Here is a 14,323-nt window from a genome sequence, read left to right as displayed (position 1 = left end):
TCCATTGTCATTGTTTTCCGGTAGCTGCTTCTTCTATTTAGAGGTCAATCACCGAGAAAAAGGGGGCAGCGCATGACGACAGGCACTGACGAAGTCAGACCGGACCAGTCGCGGGACGATGACGCCTATGCGCTGGACCGGCGAACGGTTGCAGCAATCCTCTATGCGGTGGACGTCGATGATCGTGCCAAGCTGATCGAGCTGATGGAGCCCCTGCATGCGGCGGACATCGCTGACTTGCTGGAGCAGATCAACCCATATGACCGCGCCCGCCTGATCCGCCTGTACGACAAGGAATTTGACGGCGATATCCTGTCTGAGCTGGACGAGGCGTTGCGCGAAGAGGTCATCGGCGTGCTGAAGCCAGACGTGCTGGCCGAAGCCGTCCGCGACATGGAAAGCGATGATGTCGTTGACCTGCTGGAGGACCTCGAAGAGCCGCAGCAAGAGACGATCCTTGACGCGCTTGAGGATTCCGAGCGTATCGCGGCGGAACAGGCGCTGTCTTACCCCGAAAACTCTGCCGGTCGTCTGATGCAGCGCGAGGTGGTCATGTCGCCCGACCACTGGACCGTGGGTCAGGCTATTGATTTTATGCGCGCCAATGATGACCTGCCCGAGCAGTTTTACCACGTCATTCTGGTTGATCCGCGCCTGAAACCTGTGGCGCAGGTCATGTTGGGCAAGCTGATGGCCGCGCGGCGAGAGGTGCCGCTGCGGCAGATTGCTGAGGAAGAGTTCCACATCATCCCGGTAGATCAGGATGAAGAGGACGTGGCCTATGCCTTCAATCAATATCATCTGATCTCGGCCCCCGTGGTCGACGGCGATGGCCGTCTGGTGGGCGTCATCACAATAGATGATGCCATGGTGGTTTTGGACGAAGAATACGAAGAGGACATGCTGCGCCTCGCCGGGGTTAGCGACGAAAGCTCGCTGTCCGACAGCGTGGCCGCGACCAGTAAACGGCGTTTGCCCTGGCTGGCGGTGAACCTGTGTACGGCGATCTGCGGGTCGCTGGTGATTTCACAGTTCGAAGGGGCCATCGATCAACTGGTTGCGTTGGCGATCTTGATGCCGATTGTGGCGTCGATGGGTGGGAACGCAGGTACGCAGTCTCTGACGGTCGCGGTGCGTGCGTTGGCCACGCGGGACCTGACGGCTTCGAACGTAAGCCGGGTGATCCGGCGAGAGTTGATGGTTGGTCTGCTCAACGGGCTTTGTTTTGCCGTGGTGCTGGGCACGGTTGGGATGATGTGGTTCGATTCCCCGATGCTGGGCGTCGTGATCGGATCGGCGCTGGTTGTGAATATGATCATCGCGGGGTTTGCGGGCACGGTTGTGCCGGTGGTGTTGGACCGGCTTGGCGTTGACCCGGCGCTGGCCTCAGGAACGTTTGTGACCACCACCACCGATGTCATGGGCTTTTTCATCTTTCTTGGGCTGGCAAGCGTGGTGTTGTTGTGACGGATTTGACAGAGATAAAAGCAGCAGCGCGCAAAGCGGCATTCGCGCGGCGCAAGGAAGCGTTCGTCACGCGCCAGCCCGCCGGGGCTGGGCGCTTGTCCGAGGTGCTGGCCGGTCATCGTGGGGTGCCCTTGTCAGGCTATATGCCGATCCGCACGGAAATCGACCCACTGCCCGCAATGGCCGAGGCCGCAGCTTATGGTCCCGTTGGCGTGCCCGTCATCCAAAGTGCGGGGCAGCCTTTACGCTTTTCCCGTTGGACACCCGAAGGCGCATTGAAAGACGGACCATTCGGCGCACAGGTGCCGGTGGTTGATGATTATTTTGACCCGGAAATCCTGATCGTGCCGCTGGTTGCCTTTGACACCAAGGGCGGCAGGCTTGGGTATGGGGGCGGTTTCTATGATCGCACGCTCGAGGGGCTGCGGGCCAAACGCCCCACGCTCGCCATTGGTTTTGCCTTTGACGCCCAAGAGGCGGAAAACCTGCCGCTTGAGCCGACCGATCAGCCTTTGGATATGGTGATCACCGAAAGTCGGGTTCTGACCTTTTGACGGGCTAGTTCTCAAAATGACTGCGCAGATAGTCCCAGGCGTCGACCTCGGTGCCGTCCTTTAGAATGCAGACACCATATTCGCTGCCATCGGTATTCTTGCGAATCTGATATTCACCATCGTTTTCGATGCAGAATGTGGCAGCGGGGTTTGCCATGGTGGTTTTGGTTTCAGCCCAGGCTGTGGTGGCAGTCAGCGCAGCAATACACGCAATTGCAACATGTCTCATAAATCGGCTCCAATACAGTATATGACCAATAGACAGTTTGGCGTCATAGCCTGCGAATGCAAGGCTGGCAGGTGGCGCGGTATTGGCACGGTTCCGCCTTGTTATTGCCGCGAGCTGCCCATAGGACGACGTGCATGAGGATTTTATTTCTGGGTGATGTGATGGGACGCGCAGGGCGCGCGGCCATCCAGCAGCATTTGCCACGTCTGCGCGACGAGTGGCGGTTGGATTTTGTCGTGGTCAATGGCGAGAATGCCTCGAACGGGATGGGGCTGACCGGTGATCATGCCAAAGCGCTGCTGGAGGCCGGCGCAGACTGCGTCACGCTGGGCGATCACGCCTTTGACCAGAAAGACATGCTGCAGTTCATCGAGAAAGAACAGCGCATCGTGCGCCCGGTGAATTTTGCAAAAGGTGCTCCCGGTCGCGGCCATCGCCTGTTTACCGCACCCGGAGGGCGCAAGGTTCTGGTTGTGCAGGTTCTGGGCCAGGTGTTCATGAAACGGCCCTTTGACGATCCGTTTTCGGCCATCGAACCCATCCTTAAATCGCATCCGCGCGGTGGGCAGGCGCAGGCAATCATCGTTGATATGCATTGCGAGGCGACCTCGGAAAAGATGGCCATGGGGCATTACTGCGACAAACGCGCCAGCCTTGTGGTGGGAACCCACACCCATGTGCCAACCGCGGATGCACAAATCCTGCCGGGCGGGACCGCCTATCTGACCGATGCCGGGATGTGTGGCGACTATGATTCCGTCATTGGCATGGATAAACAGGAACCCATGCGCCGCTTTATCACGGGGATGCCTAAGGCCCGGTTTACCCCGGCGAACGGAGAAGCCACACTGAGCGGTGTGTTCGTCGAAACCGACGACCGAGATGGTCACGCCAAATCGGTGCGTATGATACGGGTCGGCGGACGACTGGAACAGGCGACCCCCTGACGCAATACGCCAGGCTTGCCCTGCAGCGCTCTATGCGAGACACTGCTCCTTGGGCGCTTTTGCCAGGCTAGGGTTCGGACAGAAAACCACAAATGCACTTCCTGCAATTGACAGAAACGGGCAGCGCAATACTGGCGCTGGTGGTTGTTGCGAGCATGTTCATCATGTTCCTGCGCGAAGTTTATCCAACCGAAGTGGTGGCAATAGGTGGTGTTGCCGTCATGCTGGTGACGGGGGTCTTGCCGTATCAGAGCGCATTGGCGGTGCTGTCAAACCCTGCACCGTGGACGATTGCGGCCATGTTCATCATCATGGGTGCCCTCGTGCGCACCGGGGCATTGGACGCCTTTACGTCGACCGCCCAGAAACAGGCGCAGGTCAGCCCGCGCGTGGCAATCGCGACGCTGATGGCATTTGTGGTCATAGCCTCTGCCGTCGTGTCGAATACGCCGGTTGTTGTAGTGATGATCCCGGTCTTTGTTCAGATCGCGCGGACGCTGGATGTTCCGGCATCAAAGCTGCTGATCCCGCTCAGTTATGCCGCCATTTTGGGGGGAACGCTCACTCTGATCGGGACATCGACCAACCTGTTGGTTGACGGTGTGGCGCGCGCGCAGGGCATGGCCGCATTCACGATTTTCGAAGTCACGCCTTTGGGCATCGCCCTGGTGATCTACGGCATGTTCTATCTGCGTTTTGTCGCACCGCGACTGCTGCCGGCGCGCGACAGCATGGCCTCAATGCTCAGCGACCGGTCCAAGATGAAATTCTTTACCGAGGCGGTCATTCCGCCGGACAGCAACCTGATTGGTCGCGAAGTCACCGGCGTGCAATTGTTCAAACGTCCCGGAGTGCGGCTGATCGACGTTATCCGGGGCGATGACTCGTTGCGGCGCAACCTCAAAGGGGTGACGCTCAAAGTGGGCGACCGGGTGGTCTTGCGGACGGAAATGACCGAGCTGCTGAGCCTGCAGAGCAACAAAGAGCTCAAGCGTGTCGATCAGGTTTCGGCGGTTGAAACCAAAACGGTTGAGGTTCTGATCACCCCCGGATGCCGGATGGTGGGCCGGACGCTGGGTGCCTTGCGGCTGCGTCGTCGGTACGGCGTCTATGTGTTGGCGGTGCATCGTCGCAACCAGAATATCGGGCGTCAGCTGGATGACCTAGTCGTGCGCGTGGGTGATACCCTGCTGCTGGAGGGGTCGCCGGCGGACATCCAGAAACTGGCGGCCGATATGGATATGGTGGACGTGTCTCAGCCCTCGGCCCGCGCGTTTCGACGCAGCCACGCGCCTATAGCAATCAGTGCTTTGATTGGGATTGTTGTTCTGGCAGCGCTTGGTGTCGCGCCAATTCTACTTCTGTCGGTTTTGGCGGTTGCGATTGTTCTGCTGACCCGATGTATCGATGCGGATGAAGCGTTTTCCTTTGTCGAAGGGCGCCTGCTGGCGTTGATCTTTGCGATGCTCGCCATCGGGGCTGCACTTGACAGCTCAGGCGCGGTATCTCTGGTTGTAGAAGCCGTGGCCCCCGGCTTGGGCACGTTGCCGCCGTTCCTGATCGTCTGGGCCGTGTATCTGCTGACATCCGTTCTGACCGAGCTTGTGTCGAACAACGCGGTCGCCGTTGTGGTGACGCCGATTGCAATCGGATTGGCGCAGGCCGTGGGCATTGATCCGCGCCCTCTGGTGATCGCGGTCATGGTGGCGGCGTCGGCGTCGTTTGCAACACCGATTGGATACCAGACCAATATGATGGTCTACGGGCCGGGCGGGTATCGTTTCGTTGATTTCATGAAGGTCGGTATCCCGCTGAACCTGACCTGCGGTCTGCTGGCGTCGTTGCTGATCCCATTGATCTGGCCGCTCTAAGACCGGCGTTGATCCGCTGACGATTGGGGCAAACCCTTGCAAACACGTCCGTTCATACGATCTTGAGAGGAGAGATTTGCAAAAGGGGATTTATCATGCCCAGCAAAATATGGGTCATTGCCGCCGGCACCTCTGCATTGATGACTGTGGGCAGCATAGCTGTAGCAGGGGCGATCAACGGATCTGCCACCTATCGCGAACGTATTGCGGTGCCACCAGGCGCAACGCTTTATGTCGAGCTGCAGGATGTGTCGCAAGCTGACGCATCTGCTGTGGTTCTGGCGGCGCAACGCTATGCCCTGAGCGCCGTTCCTGCTGACTTCGAAATCACTTATGATGATGCGCTAATCCGGGATGACATGCGCTATGTGGTTCGGGGGACTATCTATCAGGGTCGGGATATGCTGTTCACCACGGATACGGCCTATCCGGTTCTGACCGATGGGGCAGGCCGGTCTGTTGATTTGCTGCTGGTGCGTGCGGATCAGGATGCCATGCTGGAAAACAGCGACTGGTTTGCGACTGTCTTGCAGGGGGCCGCGCTTGAGACGGACAAGCCGCCCACGATTTCATTTGCGACAGATGGCGCCTTTTCCGGCTCGGGCGGGTGCAATCGTATCAGCGGTCAGGCCGATATCTCGGGCAGCCAGATTACCTTTCCCGACAATATGGCCGCCACGCTTATGGCTTGCCCACCAGCGCTGGATGAGATCGAGCGCCAGTTTTTCGGCTCATTGCAAAGCGTTACGACCTACGTATTGCGCGGCGATACGCTGACATTTCTTGATGCAACGGGGCAACCCTTGGTGCAATTCGCCCGTGCGCAATAGGGTGACACTACGCGACTGCGCGTGACCTGCCTGCATTGCGGCCAGAGAATATGCATCCGCCAAGGAATGTGCCTTCAAGCGCGTTGTAGCCGTGATAGCCGCCGCCACCAAATCCTGCGACCTCGCCTGCGGCGAACAGTCCTGGAACGACCTGACCGTCGGCTCCGATCATCTGGCTATCGAGATTGGTTTGCAGGCCGCCCAGTGTCTTGCGGGTCAGGACGTGCAGCTTCACCGCTATCAGCGGGCCGCTGGAGGGGTCTAGGAATTTGTGCGGCTTGGCGGTTCGGATCAGTTTGTCGCCGCGATAATTGCGCGCAGCAAGAATGGCCATCATCTGCGCGTCTTTTGAAAATGGGTTGTCGACTTGCGAGTCCCGCGCCTCGATCTGCGCGCGCAGATGGGATTCGTCGATCAGGCCGCCGCCCAGCTGGTTCATACCGCTGACCAGCTCGGTCAGTGTGCGCGCGACTACGAAATCCTCACCTTTTGCCTTGAATGCCTCAACAGGCTCAGTCGCCTTTGAGCCGGACAGGACACGTTGACGAATAACCTCCATCCAACTGCCTGATGTGAAATCAGGGTTCTGCTCGGAACCGGACAGGGCGAATTCCTTCTTGATGATCTTCTGGGTCAGAACAAACCAGCTGTATTCATATCCTGTTGCCAGAATCTCGCGCAGCGTTCCCAGCGTGTCGAAACCCGGCAGACATGGGGGCTTCAGCCGGTTGCCGCGCGCATCAAACCACATCGAGCTTGGGCCGGGCAGGATACGGATGCCATGCGCGGGCCAGATCGGATCCCAGTTCCGCACACCTTCGGTATAGTGCCACATGCGGTCGCCATTGATGACATGGCCGCCCGCTTTCTCACTGATCGGGATCATACGGCCATCGACGTGAAAGGGCACGCCCGCCACCATGTCCTTTGGAGGTTCTCCCAACCGGTCGCGGGGCCAGTTCTTGCGCACCATGTCAAAGTTGCCCCCGATCCCGCCCGACGTGACGATCACCGAGGGGGCGTAGAACTCGAATTCACCCACCTCATCGCGGTTGGTTTTGCCGCCGCGCTGGGTGGGGTCGCCCGCCAGAACCTCGCCCGAGACCCCTTTGGCCGCGCCGTTTTGCATGATGATGTGACTGACCTGATGGCGGTGCCTCAGCTGGATCAGACCGGCGTCGGCATGTTCTTGGACGCGCCGCACGAAATGTTCCAGAACGCCTGGCCCGGTGCCCCATGTGATGTGAAACCGTGGGACCGAATTGCCATGCCCCTGCGCGTCAGAGCCGCCCCGTTCGGCCCAACCAACAACCGGGAACCAGCGCAGCCCCATGTCATGCAGCCAGGGGCGCATTTCACCGGCTGCAAATTCGACATAGGCCTCGGCCCATTTGCGGGGCCAATGGTCGTCCTCGCGGTCGAATTGGGCGCTGCCCATCCAGTCTCGTAATGCCAGATCATGACTGTCCCGAATACCCATTCGGCGCTGTTCGGGTGTGTCGACCATGAACAGCCCGCCAAGGCTCCAAAACGCCTGTCCGCCCAGAAAATGCTCCGGCTCCTGATCAACAAGGATGACCGTTTTGCCGCGATCCCCAAGCTCGGCAGCGGCGGCCAGCCCCGCCAGCCCGCCACCAACGACGATTGCATCCGCAGTGTTATCGGTCATCAACAGTCCTTTCAGCGGCTGCGAAACCACGCAAGGAACGGGATCGCGACGGCATACATCATCACACCATACACTGCAGCGGGCAACGCCAGCGGGCTGAACCCGGTTTCAGTGCCGGTAATCAATGCGGCCAGTGTGATCCCCAGGGTCGAGTTCTGGATGCCGGTCTCAATCGAGATCGTTTTGCTCTCAGCCCATGACAGCTTGGCCATCCGTGCCAAACCAAGGCCAATCAGCAGCAGCGCCACATTCAGTGTAAGCAGCCCCATGCCCATCTTGCCAAAGTTCTCTACAAGCAGCGCCCAATTCCCGGCCACGGCTGCGATAACGATTAGTACAAACAAGACAGTTGCGAATTTGGACAAAGGCGCTTCGATCCTGTTGGCAAAGCCGGTTGCAAAGTGGCGAATGCAAATGCCAATGGCTACGGGCAGTGTGGTGATCAGAAACATCGCGATGGCCAGACCGCTGATTGAGACTTCTGGCGCGTCTTCGCCCATGAAGTGATTGATGGACCACGCCGCCAATATCGGAACGGTTACGATAGACAGCAGGCTGATCACCGCAGTCAGGCTGACCGACAAGGCGACATCGGCTTTGGCAAATTTGGACAGAACATTGCTGGTCACGCCGCCGGGGCAAAAGCTGAGCAGCATAAAGCCAACCGCGATTTCAGGTGGCAGCGCAAAGATCGTGACTACGAAAAAGGCCGCTATGGGCAGCAGGACAATCTGGCTTAGCGCGCCAATTGCAAACGGGAAGCGCCGGCTGATGACACGCCTGAAATCGGCGGCTTCTAGCCCGACGCCCAAAGACAGCATGATGATGGCCAGCGACACGGGCAGGCCGACATTGATAAGCAGATCCAAGAACAAACTCCTCCCAAAGTTGTTCGGACCAACCTAAGCGAGGAAGAAAGCAACAGGCAACAGCATCGTTGGGTCAGCCATAGCGTTGGGCGAACCTGCGCAAAATCTCTGCGGGCTGCGTAACATCAGCAGTGTGGCAGGCATCAATCAGGGTTTGGGCGTCTTCTGGCGGAAAGTACCCGTGATCTTTGTAGATGTTGATGCGCTGCTCAAAGTCCTTGGCGTCCGCTTCGGGATGGAACTGCGTGGCATAGACGTTCTGACCCCAACGGATCATCTGAAACGGGCAGGGCACTGACGAAATCAGATGTACGCAACCGTCGGGCAATTCCTGCACGGCCTCTTTATGGCCGACAAAGGCGTCGAATTCGCTCTGCAGCCCGGCTGTCAGCGGATCACGTGCGCCATCATCAGTTAGCTGGCACAACGAGGGGCCAACCGGCTCGCCGTATCGCGCCTTGCTGACCTGTCCACCAAGATGCGCCGCCAGAATGCCCAGCCCATAGCAGCATCCCATAAACGGATGATCCTGTGCCGTGATCTGGGGCATCAGACCCAGGATAGCCTGCTCGATCCGAGCGTCCGTTGCAGATTTTGTGGCCGGATCGTCGCTGACGCAGCCGGGCCCCCCGCCAACGATGACACCAGCATAGTGGGTCACGTCGAGCCCTTCGGGCAGGTCCTCACAGTCCAGCCGGATGCGGTGGGTCTGATCGGACGACAGGCCGGTTTTGTCCAGGATTGAGGCAAATTCAGCATCGGACGCATCGGTTTCGGGGCGCAGTTGCAGGATCAGGAAGCGTTTCATAGAGGGCCCTTACCGTTCAAAGCGGCCAGAACACAAGGATTGCGGGGATCGAGACTGCGATGATCAGCAGCTCCAGCGGCAACCCCATACGCCAATAGTCGCCAAAGCGATATCCGCCCGGCCCCAGCACAAGCGTGTTGTTCTTATGGCCAATCGGCGTGAGGAAGGCGGCAGAGGCCGCTACAGCCACCGTCATCAGGAACGGGTCCGGTGACACGTCCAGCGTTCGTGCCATCTGAATGCCAACGGGGGCCGCGACAATCGCCGTGGCCGTGTTGTTCAGGACATCGGACAAGGTCATCGTGACCACCATCAACACCGTCAGAATCGCCCAAGCGGGTAGGCCGTTGGTCAGTTGTACCAGCGCGTTCGCGATCAGTTCGGTCCCGCCCGAGCTTTCAAGTGCGCTGCCCAAAGGGATCATCGACCCCAGCAGCACAACAACAGGCCATTCGATATGGTTGTAGATCTCGCTGATCGGCATGATCTTGGTCAGGACATAGGCGATCACAACCAGCCCAAGCGCGATGGGCAGGTAGATCAGGCCGATGCTTGCCGCCAACACCGCTGCCGCAAAAAGACCAATGGCCAGACCCGCCTTGTCATTGGCGGTGACGTTCAGGCCGCGCTCTGCCAAAGGCAGGCAGCCCAGCCAGTCGGTCACATCCGCGCTGCGGTCACGGGGGCAGAGCAGCAACAGGATGTCACCCGGTTCGACCTCGGTTTTGCGGACCTGTTCCGTGATGCGACGGCCCTGACGCGAAATGCCCATCAGAACCGTGCTCTGCCGCCAGGCAAGACCCAGCCCTTGCGCTGTACGACCGGTGATGCGGGCACTTTCTGTCGCCACAACCTCGATCACCTCCAAACCCTCGCCTTCAGCGGTCAGAACCTCCTGCCGGCGGGTATCGGAAAAGTGCAGGTTCAGCGCCGAGCGGAATTCGTCCAGTGCCTCGGGCCGCGCCTCCAGAACCAATGCGTCGCCCTCGCGCAGGGTGGTATGAGTAGAGCGTCCATAGCGGCGCTTGCCATCGCGGATCAGACCGATGATCGCAACGTCCGATTTTTCGGCTGCGTCATACAATTCGCCGACCCGCTTGCCAATATGGGCGGACTCCGGTGGGATGGTCAGTTCGGCGATATATTCGGCCAGAACCTCAGAGGTTTCCGCCTGGGGACCTCGATTGGGGATCAGCCGCCAGCCCACCAACGAGACAAACGCCAGCCCCGCAATCGCGGCCAACCCGCCAACCGGGGCAAAGTCGAACATGCGGAAAGGCTCGCCCAGTGTCTCAGCCCGGATCGATGCGATAATGATGTTCGGGGGCGTGCCGATCAGTGTCGCCATACCTCCGAGAATGGTGGCAAAGCTCAGCGGCATCAGCGACAGACCCACCGAACGCCCGGCCTTGCGCGCGGTTTGGATGTCGACGGGCATCAGCAGGGCTAGGGCTGCGACATTGTTCATGAACGCAGAGAGAACCGCCCCGATACCGCCCATCAGGGCGATATGGGCACCCAATCCCCGCGACGCGTCGACCAGCGTTCGGGTGATCAAAAAAACCGCGCCTGACCTTACTAGACCGGCTGAGACGACCAGCACCAGCGCGACGATGATGGTTGCAGGGTGTCCGAAGCCTGCAAAGGCGTTCTCAACCGGTACTACGCCCAGCACGACCCCAATCATGAGGGCGGCAAAGGCCACAAGGTCATATCGAAACCGACCCCAAAGCAGCATTCCAAAAACTGTGATGAAAAGAGCGAAAAGAATGATCTGGTCTGTCGTCATGCGGTCACCATACCTGCCAAGGGGCTGCGGACAAGCCGATCTCTTGATCCTGCCCCCCGCAAACGTCTATATGAGCGCCAAATACGCAATTACGAAGACGAGGACGCATCATGGCAGGCCACTCAAAATGGGCCAACATCCAGCACCGCAAGGGGCGTCAGGACGCCGCGCGGTCCAAGCTGTTTTCCAAACTGTCGAAAGAGATCACCGTGGCCGCCAAGATGGGCGACCCCGATCCCGACAAGAACCCGCGCCTGCGTTTGGCGGTGAAAGAGGCCAAGTCGAATTCCGTCCCCAAGGACGTGATCGATCGCGCGATCAAAAAGTCGGTGGCAGGCGAAGGCGACGACTACGAAGAAATCCGGTACGAGGGCTATGGCCCCAACGGTGTGGCCGTGATCGTCGAAACAATGACCGACAACCGCAACCGCACCGCGTCGACCGTGCGCTCGACCTTCTCGAAGAACGGCGGCAATCTGGGCGAAACCGGATCTGTCGGCTTTATGTTCGAACGCAAGGGTGAGGTGGTTTATCCCGCAGCGGCAGGCGACGCCGATACGCTGTTTGAAGCGGCCATCGAAGCGGGTGCTGAAGATGTCGAAAGCTCGGAAGACGGCCATATCATCTGGTGTGCCGATACGGACCTGAACGAGGTGTCCAACGCTTTGGAGACCGCGCTGGGCGAGTCGGAATCGACCAAGCTGGTATGGAAGCCCACCACCACGACCGAGCTGGGTCTCGAAGACATGCAAAAGCTGATGAAGCTGGTCGACGCTCTGGAAGACGATGACGACGTCCAGCGCGTTACCACAAACTTTGAGGCAACGGATGAGGTTATGGCGCAGCTTTAGACCGCGCCATCTGACCTGACGCACAAAACCCGGCCCATGAGGCCAGGTTTTTTGTTGTGTGAACTTGATCCTTGGCCGCCACGGCCCGGGCTTATAGGCTGGTTAGCGAACAGCAATCGGGTGCAGAGACAGCGTTGTCCGGGCAGAGATGCGCGGGCCGCGATTAACGATGACAGACAATTCTTCCAGCAATCTCGAACGGCGCAACGTGCCGGTTTTGGCCGGGCAGAGCATCCTGTCACAGGTCGCCTGGACGATGGGCAGCCCTTCGGTTGTTCTGCCTTTTCTGGCCGTTTCGCTTGAAATGCCGATGTTTCTGGCGGGCGCGCTGGTGTCCGTACGCAAGGTGGGCGGCACGCTGGCTGATGTGTTTCTGGCCACCCGCATTTCCGCGATGCAGCAGAAAAAGCGTGCGATAGCGCTGACCGAATTTTGCATTGGTGCCTGTCTGCTGATGGCTGTGGTCGTCGCGGCGCTGGGCGGCACGCCAATGATCGCAGCTGCTTTCATCGCTGCCTTTTTCTTTATCGGGCTGGTCGAGGAAATCCAAAGCCTCATGTTCTCTGATCTGCTGGGGGATCATGTCGGGTCCAAGTCGCGAATGTGGATGCGCTATCTGCAGTTGGGCGCCGGGGGGCTGGGGGCGATTGCCCTGACCCTTATTCTGCACGAGATCACCAAAGAGAACCCGCCTTTTTCGCGCCACTCCACTGTCATCGCTGCGGCGGTGATGTTCTTTTTACTCTCTGGTCTGTCCATTCTGGCGATCGCAGAACTTCGAAAGGATCAGAAGGCAAAAGATGTCTCTCCCCATCTGGGGCATCTCTCAATCGGTCAGTACATTGCCAATATTCGCGCCATGTTTCACGAGGCGTGGTTTCGCAAATACTTGGTGATGCGTCTGCCCTTGGTGGTTGTGTCTCTGGCTGTTCCCTTCTTTGCACTGATCGCGGCTGAGGCGCATCATACGTCGGCCAGGGGGCTGACGGCGCTGATCATTTCTTCGGCGTCGGGGTATCTGATTGCTGCCCCGCTGTGGCAGCTTGTGAATATGCGGTCACACCGGGCCGTGATGGTCACCGGGACACTGATGGTGGCCCTGACCGGTGCTGTTTTGATTTCGTTGCACTACCTTGGCTTTGATCACGGGGTGCATCTTCACGCCGTGGCCCTGTTTATCGTAACGGTGGCTGTGACGGGCATCAGCAGCGCGAGAAAGCTTTATTTTCTTGAGGTCGCCCCAAAGTCGCAGCGCGTAAAAGGGGCTGCGGCGATCAAGAGTATCTGCCGGATGTCGGCCGTCGGTATCTCAGCGGCACTGGCGGCGGTGGCGCATATGCATGAGGTCGCGCTGGCGATTGTCTTCATCATCCTGTGCAGCCTGGTGGCCGCTGTTGCTTGTTATCGTGTCGTCCAACCTCAGGACGCGGCTGAGGAGCAAGACTAAGCAGCAGACCAATCTGCGAAGGCGCTGAGCTGTGGTCGTATCTCTCAGCTACGGAACCGATCTCAGGCACTGCGATGCGGCGCTTTTAACAGCCCCGGTTAGCGGGGCCAGCGATGGAGCCAGAATGCGACCGACCTGCCAGGTCAGCTCTACGTCCAGTGGGGTGTTGGGGATGAGCTCGTGCAGATGCCCACTCTGGATCAACGGGCGCACCAGCACTTCGGGATTCATGCCCCAACCCAAACCTGCGCAGGCCGCGTCAACGAACCCTTGTGTCGAGGGCAGAAAATGTGTTGGCGGAGACATCCTGTCGCCGATTTCCTGCGTCATCCACGTCTTTTGCAGATTGTCCTTCTGGTTGAAGGTCAGGCAAGGAGCAAGGTTCAGAGACGCCGCCTGCACCCCGTCAGGGAACCACTTTGCCATGAAACCCGGGCTGGCCGTCGCCAGATACCGCAGTGTTCCAAGTGGGATTGAATCGCAGCCCGGTACCGTCTGACCGCCTACGGCAATCGCCGCGCTAACTTCTCCGCGTCGCAGCCATTCCGCAGAATGGTCCTGATCATCGACCACAAGGTCAAAAAAGATATCGTCCACCTGAGCCATCGCATCGATAAACCATGTGGCCAGACTGTCAGCGGGTATCGCAATCTTGACCCGGGCGGAACCTGCGCTGTGGTCTATGGCCAGTTCGCGGCCCAGCTGCGCCTCAAGTAGTCCGATATCCTCGGCATGGCGCGCGATCCGCAGCCCGGCAGGCGTTCCGACGCAGGGTGCACCGCGCTGGATCAGAGATACTCCGATGCGGTCTTCCAGCGCCCTGATACGCTGGGAAATCGCCGAAGGTGTGACCGCAAGTTCGGCCGCGGCAAGTTCAAAGCTGCCGTGGCGCAGGATCGCGGACAGGGCCGCAAGATGATGGGGATCAAGTTGCATTAGTTTAACTTAATTCAGATAAATATCTTTAATTTGATAGATGCTCTGGGCCGCTT

13 protein-coding genes are annotated in these 14,323 nt (G+C 59.1%); 7 read left to right on the top strand and 6 right to left on the bottom strand.

Annotation, left to right across the window (positions count from 1 at the left end; translation table 11 throughout):
• Nucleotides 1–72: 72 nt before the first annotated feature.
• The gene (gene mgtE / locus ACR0I7_RS07430; protein ID WP_480509582.1) at nt 73–1,467 is read left to right on the top strand and encodes a magnesium transporter; all 1,395 of its coding nucleotides are present in this window, start codon (nt 73–75) and stop codon (nt 1,465–1,467) included.
• A complete protein-coding gene (locus ACR0I7_RS07425; RefSeq protein WP_480509581.1) occupies nt 1,464–2,021 on the top strand; it encodes a 5-formyltetrahydrofolate cyclo-ligase in 558 nt (185 codons plus the stop codon). Before mgtE ends, ACR0I7_RS07425 begins: the two co-directional genes overlap by 4 nt.
• Nucleotides 2,022–2,025: 4 nt before the next feature.
• On the opposite strand, the gene ACR0I7_RS07420 is transcribed toward ACR0I7_RS07425, so the two are convergent.
• Nucleotides 2,026–2,250, bottom strand: a complete 225-nt coding sequence (locus ACR0I7_RS07420) for a putative hemolysin (RefSeq protein WP_480509580.1) — start codon at nt 2,248–2,250, stop codon at nt 2,026–2,028.
• Between the two features lie 134 nt (nt 2,251–2,384).
• Here ACR0I7_RS07420 and ACR0I7_RS07415 point away from each other — a divergent pair, with 134 nt between their 5' ends.
• From ACR0I7_RS07415 to ACR0I7_RS07405, 3 genes are all read left to right on the top strand, one after another.
• Nucleotides 2,385–3,197: a TIGR00282 family metallophosphoesterase gene (locus ACR0I7_RS07415; RefSeq protein ID WP_480509579.1), complete on the top strand. Its 813-nt coding sequence runs from the start codon at nt 2,385–2,387 to the stop codon at nt 3,195–3,197.
• A 92-nt stretch (nt 3,198–3,289) separates the two neighbouring features.
• Complete coding sequence (locus ACR0I7_RS07410) at nt 3,290–5,068, top strand: SLC13 family permease (protein WP_480509578.1); 1,779 nt, start codon at nt 3,290–3,292, stop codon at nt 5,066–5,068.
• 95 nt (nt 5,069–5,163) lie between these two features.
• On the top strand, nt 5,164–5,898 hold the full coding sequence (locus ACR0I7_RS07405; RefSeq protein WP_480509577.1) for a YbaY family lipoprotein: 735 nt from the start codon (nt 5,164–5,166) through the stop codon (nt 5,896–5,898).
• 7 nt (nt 5,899–5,905) lie between these two features.
• Here the strand turns inward: ACR0I7_RS07405 and ACR0I7_RS07400 are convergent, their stop codons facing one another.
• The 4 genes from ACR0I7_RS07400 to ACR0I7_RS07385 all read right to left on the bottom strand — a co-directional run bounded on the left by ACR0I7_RS07400 (nt 5,906) and on the right by ACR0I7_RS07385 (nt 11,033).
• Nucleotides 5,906–7,567: an FAD-binding dehydrogenase gene (locus ACR0I7_RS07400; RefSeq protein WP_480509576.1), complete on the bottom strand. Its 1,662-nt coding sequence runs from the start codon at nt 7,565–7,567 to the stop codon at nt 5,906–5,908.
• 11 nt (nt 7,568–7,578) lie between these two features.
• Nucleotides 7,579–8,436 (bottom strand): bile acid:sodium symporter family protein, encoded by an 858-nt coding sequence (locus ACR0I7_RS07395; protein ID WP_480509575.1) that lies wholly within the window; start codon nt 8,434–8,436, stop codon nt 7,579–7,581.
• Between the two features lie 73 nt (nt 8,437–8,509).
• Nucleotides 8,510–9,244: a glutamine amidotransferase gene (locus tag ACR0I7_RS07390; protein ID WP_480509574.1), complete on the bottom strand. Its 735-nt coding sequence runs from the start codon at nt 9,242–9,244 to the stop codon at nt 8,510–8,512.
• A 16-nt stretch (nt 9,245–9,260) separates the two neighbouring features.
• Nucleotides 9,261–11,033 (bottom strand): SLC13 family permease, encoded by a 1,773-nt coding sequence (locus tag ACR0I7_RS07385; RefSeq protein ID WP_480509573.1) that lies wholly within the window; start codon nt 11,031–11,033, stop codon nt 9,261–9,263.
• Nucleotides 11,034–11,143: 110 nt separating this feature from the next.
• Here ACR0I7_RS07385 and ACR0I7_RS07380 point away from each other — a divergent pair, with 110 nt between their 5' ends.
• Complete coding sequence (locus ACR0I7_RS07380) at nt 11,144–11,884, top strand: YebC/PmpR family DNA-binding transcriptional regulator (protein WP_480509572.1); 741 nt, start codon at nt 11,144–11,146, stop codon at nt 11,882–11,884.
• A 169-nt stretch (nt 11,885–12,053) separates the two neighbouring features.
• The gene (locus tag ACR0I7_RS07375) at nt 12,054–13,331 is read left to right on the top strand and encodes a permease (protein WP_480509571.1); all 1,278 of its coding nucleotides are present in this window, start codon (nt 12,054–12,056) and stop codon (nt 13,329–13,331) included.
• A gap of 48 nt (nt 13,332–13,379) precedes the next feature.
• On the opposite strand, the gene ACR0I7_RS07370 is transcribed toward ACR0I7_RS07375, so the two are convergent.
• Entirely contained in the window at nt 13,380–14,267 is an 888-nt protein-coding gene (locus ACR0I7_RS07370; RefSeq protein WP_480509570.1) for a LysR family transcriptional regulator ArgP, read from the bottom strand.
• Nucleotides 14,268–14,323: the final 56 nt, after the last annotated feature.

This window comes from Ruegeria sp. AM1, assembly GCF_056540745.1.
Note: the sequence above shows the minus strand (reverse complement) of the source record. Positions and strands in the feature narration are given on the sequence as shown.

Bases quoted from the DNA above. Each gene is read 5' to 3' on its own strand.
- mgtE (WP_480509582.1), top strand. From the start codon at position 73: ATGACGACAGGCACTGACGAAGTCAGACCGGACCAGTCGCGGGACGAT.
- ACR0I7_RS07420 (WP_480509580.1), bottom strand. From the start codon at position 2,250: ATGAGACATGTTGCAATTGCGTGTATTGCTGCGCTGACTGCCACCACA.
- ACR0I7_RS07415 (WP_480509579.1), top strand. From the start codon at position 2,385: ATGAGGATTTTATTTCTGGGTGATGTGATGGGACGCGCAGGGCGCGCG.
- ACR0I7_RS07410 (WP_480509578.1), top strand. From the start codon at position 3,290: ATGCACTTCCTGCAATTGACAGAAACGGGCAGCGCAATACTGGCGCTG.
- ACR0I7_RS07405 (WP_480509577.1), top strand. From the start codon at position 5,164: ATGCCCAGCAAAATATGGGTCATTGCCGCCGGCACCTCTGCATTGATG.
- ACR0I7_RS07400 (WP_480509576.1), bottom strand. From the start codon at position 7,567: ATGACCGATAACACTGCGGATGCAATCGTCGTTGGTGGCGGGCTGGCG.
- ACR0I7_RS07390 (WP_480509574.1), bottom strand. From the start codon at position 9,244: ATGAAACGCTTCCTGATCCTGCAACTGCGCCCCGAAACCGATGCGTCC.
- ACR0I7_RS07385 (WP_480509573.1), bottom strand. From the start codon at position 11,033: ATGACGACAGACCAGATCATTCTTTTCGCTCTTTTCATCACAGTTTTT.
- ACR0I7_RS07380 (WP_480509572.1), top strand. From the start codon at position 11,144: ATGGCAGGCCACTCAAAATGGGCCAACATCCAGCACCGCAAGGGGCGT.
- ACR0I7_RS07375 (WP_480509571.1), top strand. From the start codon at position 12,054: ATGACAGACAATTCTTCCAGCAATCTCGAACGGCGCAACGTGCCGGTT.
- ACR0I7_RS07370 (WP_480509570.1), bottom strand. From the start codon at position 14,267: ATGCAACTTGATCCCCATCATCTTGCGGCCCTGTCCGCGATCCTGCGC.